At 63.1% G+C, this 3,654-nt stretch carries 5 protein-coding genes; 1 reads left to right on the forward strand and 4 read right to left on the reverse strand.

Going from position 1 to position 3,654, the window contains the following annotated elements; genetic code table 11:
* Window positions 1-784: thioredoxin domain-containing protein (locus KA184_20230; GenBank protein ID MBP8131913.1), on the forward strand; the 784-nt coding region annotated here is incomplete at its 5' end.
* A gap of 44 nt (window positions 785-828) precedes the next feature.
* Here the strand turns inward: KA184_20230 and KA184_20235 are convergent.
* The 4 genes from KA184_20235 to KA184_20250 form a co-directional block, all read right to left on the reverse strand.
* Window positions 829-1,530 carry a DUF4384 domain-containing protein gene (locus KA184_20235; GenBank protein ID MBP8131914.1) on the reverse strand — a complete coding sequence of 234 codons (702 nt, stop codon included), beginning with the start codon at window positions 1,528-1,530 and terminating at the stop codon, window positions 829-831.
* Window positions 1,531-1,554: 24 nt separating this feature from the next.
* On the reverse strand, window positions 1,555-2,205 hold the full coding sequence (locus KA184_20240) for a hypothetical protein (protein ID MBP8131915.1): 651 nt from the start codon (window positions 2,203-2,205) through the stop codon (window positions 1,555-1,557).
* Window positions 2,202-2,819, reverse strand: a complete 618-nt coding sequence (locus tag KA184_20245) for a sigma-70 family RNA polymerase sigma factor (GenBank protein ID MBP8131916.1) — start codon at window positions 2,817-2,819, stop codon at window positions 2,202-2,204. The genes KA184_20240 and KA184_20245 overlap by 4 nt, the downstream gene beginning before the upstream one ends.
* Window positions 2,820-3,096: 277 nt before the next feature.
* Window positions 3,097-3,654: proprotein convertase P-domain-containing protein (locus KA184_20250; GenBank protein MBP8131917.1), on the reverse strand; the 558-nt coding region annotated here is incomplete at its 5' end.

Below are 3,654 nucleotides of genomic sequence, written 5' to 3' on the forward strand. Positions count from 1 at the left end.
GGGCGCGCGCATTCTCGAGGAACCTCGCTACCGTAACGCGGCGGAACAGGCGGGCCGGTTCCTGTGCGAACGAATGATGCGCGACGGCCAGTTATTGCGCACCCATCGAAACGGCGAAAGCCGTCTGCCCGCTTATCTGGACGATTACGCCTTCGCGGCCCATGCGTTTCTCGACCTCTATGACGCGGCCTTCGATGCGGCGTGGCTCGAAGCGGCCGAATCGCTGGCCGCCATGATGCAGGAGAAGTTCTGGGACGACGCCGCGGGAGCATTCCGCTTCACCGCGGAGGAACACGCGCACCTCATCGCGCGCTCCCGTCCCTCCTATGACGGGGCCGAACCGTCCGGCAATGCAATGGCCGCGTTCGTCTTATTGCGTCTGGCGCGGCTGCTGGACCACCCTGAGTATCAGGAGCGCGCCCGGCGGGTGCTGGAAGGCAACGCGCTTGCCATGGCGCAGGTCCCGCGCGGATTCCTCAAGACGCTCTGCGCCGTCGATTTCCTCCTGGACACGCCCCGGGAAATCGTCATCTGCGGCGCGCGGCGCGCCGAAGACACCGCCGCGCTCCTGCGCGCGGCAAACACTGTATTTGCGCCAAACGCGGTTTTCGCCTTCGTCGACCCAGCCGGCCCGGGCGCGGACACCCTCGCCCGGCGGATGCCCCTGCTGGCCGGCAAGACGCTGGTTCGGGGGAAGGCCGCGGCCTACGTGTGCGAGGATTTCGTCTGCGCCAGCCCCGTCGTGTCTCCCGATGAACTCGCGCGCCTGCTCACTATCCGATAGAACGTCCGGAAGCACTCAGGCGCATCGCGGCGCCAAGACGCGCGTCACCGCGAAAGGACGTTGAAACTGAGCAGCCCGTATTCCCAATCGTCGGGGTCCAGTTGGAACAACTTGGCCCGTTCGCGCTTTACAGGCCCCGAAAAACCCGCGCCGCGGCTCCCCCGCGGCGTGTACAAATCGCGCCCCTGCAGTTGGGGATGGAGGTCGGCGATCTCGAGGCTGATATTCTCACGCGTCAACAGGAACAGAATGCGTTCGGGCTGGCCGGCCGCCGCAGTGGTGGGCCCGCATTCTTCCCAGACACCCTTGGGAAACTTGTCGTTTCCGACGAACTGAGGCGAAGGCACCTCGAATACTTGCCCTGCGTCAACGCGGTTGTCAGGAAATTCCTGCGACGGGGCCAGCTTCAAACAGGCGCCGCTCGTGCCCAGATTGAACAGGTGCAGATAACCATCCACCGGACTGCGGCCCTCGACATGCACGTATTCGCCCACGGAAAGGACATCGTCGTACCCCTCCGTCAGCGGCTCCCGCGGCGGGGACGCATCCGTCACGAGGTGTTCAACGAGGGAACTCCGAACGGCGGGGTCGCCTGCGTACGTTACGCCGCGCGAAGCCGCAACCGATCTCGCGGCAGGCCGCTCGGACCGCCAATGCTGGCAGCAGAGCTCGAGCCGGCCTATCGGCCCTTTCACGTGCTCAATGGTTTCGAGCAGCGTGAGGATGATGCCGTGGCTGTCTTGCATAGGGCCGCCTGCGCCGCAGCCTCCCTAGCGGTACTCGACCCGCGTTTCTGCTTCCCCGCCTTTCCAGGTGATCTGGATATTGTAGAACCCAGGATTCGGTCCTGGAAACTCGGGGGCCTGCTCGCCAGGCAGTATCGTCAAGGGCTCGAACAGCTCCGAGCCCGCCTCGTCCGCCATGCGAATGGTAAAGGGCCGGACTTCCTTGCCCGTAGCCAGGTCCTTCAGGTTGATGCGCAGCACGGTAGCGCCCTGTTCGCGATGATGCTCCAAGTCAATGCGCGCCGTGCCGCGCACGAATCCCACCCCCGTCGGCACCGCCGGGGGGGACGCCTTCGCCGGCGCTTTCTCCGGCCTCTTCATCCCCCGGCTGATGCCCCCGGCCAGCACGGGTTGCGGCATGGCTGTCCCACTAATGGCGTCCAGGGTGCTGAGCGCGTCGCGGGCCTTTTCCAGCAACTCGCCCGCCACGGAAAACACCGCGTCGATAAACGAAGAACGGGGACCCTGCGCCGCGGCCCGCCTGTGCGCGGCCATGCGGTCCAGCGCTTCAAAGAAGCTGGGCTTCATATAGTCCAGGCGCTTGCTGACCTCTTCCGGCACAGGCTCCGCCCGATTCAGTTCCTCTATCATCCACTCGGGCAGGCCGCCGGGAGTCTCCCTTCGGATACTGCTCATGCCTCGTTCCTCCACAGTTCGCTCGCAAAACGCGCGAACCGGCTGCGTATTGCCTGCTTCACATGGTAGATGTTCATGTTTACCGTCGTTTTCGGTATCTGAAGCGCATCGGCGATCTCCTTTTGCGACTTCTCCTGCATGTATAGTCGAAATACATCCGCCGTCGCTTTCGGAAGGGTGTCAAGGAATCGCCGAATCTCATCCAGGAGCGTGCGGCAGTCCAGGCTGGCCGTGTTGGCGCCCATGCAGGCCAGCACATCGAGCAACGAGACATCATCGTCGGTCTTGGCATCCAGGGAAGTCTTGCGTGTGCGCTCCCGGATGACAAGCCGCAACCGGTCCGTAATGCGACTGGACGTTGCCTTGAATATCCAGCCTGCCCAGTTTTCCACGCACTCGAATTCCTCCTCCTCGAGGGAGCAGATGTTCACGATGACATTCTGCACGACCTCTTCGAGGAAGTCCTCGTCGTGGATATTCCTCCTGCGGCCCAGCGCGCGGGCCATGGTCCAGGCGCAGTCACGAAACTCGGCCCAGAGCATCTTACGCGCGTCCGCGTTTCCCTCCAGCGCGCGCTCGATCAGGTCTCTCGAAAAACTCCACAGTACAGCCATAGGAACGGCACACCCCCATCTTGTTAAAGAACCCGGGGTGCGAGGCCACCTCTTTAGACCGCCGCACTCCCTCCATGTGTCAAGGCTATCACGCCCCGCGGGATCTATCAAGCCCCGCCAACCCTGCAAGCATTCTGCCGGAAGTTTGGCGGATCTGTTATCGAGACGGCAAGGCCCGCGCCCTTGTGCGTCATGGCTCTCCTGAAAAAAGGAATCGCGCAATCCAAGCGTTCCGCCGCGAACGCATCCCTCGCCTCGCAAGGATGGCCCGTCTATTTCAGCGTCCGGGGCAATATCCCTCTTCGCCCTCCGGGCAGATGTGATAGCCGCCCGAATTGTAAAACTGGATGACCCGCAACAACTCGCTCATGCCAATCACCCAATCGCGGGGGGCGTAGTCGCCGGAATGGGCCCGGCAATCCTGAAGTCCCAAACCCGGCATATACCCGTCTTCCGAAAGCGGGTCGCAGTGGAGACCGGCGCTGTTGTAAAACTGAATGAATCTCAGCAATTCCGACATGTCTATCTGCCAGTCGGCGGGCACATAGTCCGACGCGTGATAACCGGGCCCCGGCTCTCCTTCACCCTCCCCTTCGCCTTCACCCTCGCCTTCACCGGGCATACAAACCGTAAACCGCAGGCTCCAGCTTTCCAGGGTGCCCGTAACGCCATACAACGTGTCAGAGACGATTAGAACCCATTCGCCCTGCGTAGCCTGCCCGTCCAGTGCGTGCAACGGCATAGCCGGGCGGAAATGGCCCGTATACGGACCCATCCCCGAGGCAAACGGCGTGTCGGCTTCGTCGTCGAACGTGGTGTCAACCAGGTCAGCGCC

The sequence above is a fragment of the Candidatus Hydrogenedentota bacterium genome (assembly GCA_018005585.1).
Lineage (GTDB): Bacteria > Hydrogenedentota > Hydrogenedentia > Hydrogenedentales > JAGMZX01 > JAGMZX01.

Coding starts and splice junctions, on each gene's coding strand:
- KA184_20245 (MBP8131916.1), bottom strand. CDS start 2,819: ATGGCTGTACTGTGGAGTTTTTCGAGAGACCTGATCGAGCGCGCGCTG.
- KA184_20240 (MBP8131915.1), bottom strand. CDS start 2,205: ATGAGCAGTATCCGAAGGGAGACTCCCGGCGGCCTGCCCGAGTGGATG.
- KA184_20235 (MBP8131914.1), bottom strand. CDS start 1,530: ATGCAAGACAGCCACGGCATCATCCTCACGCTGCTCGAAACCATTGAG.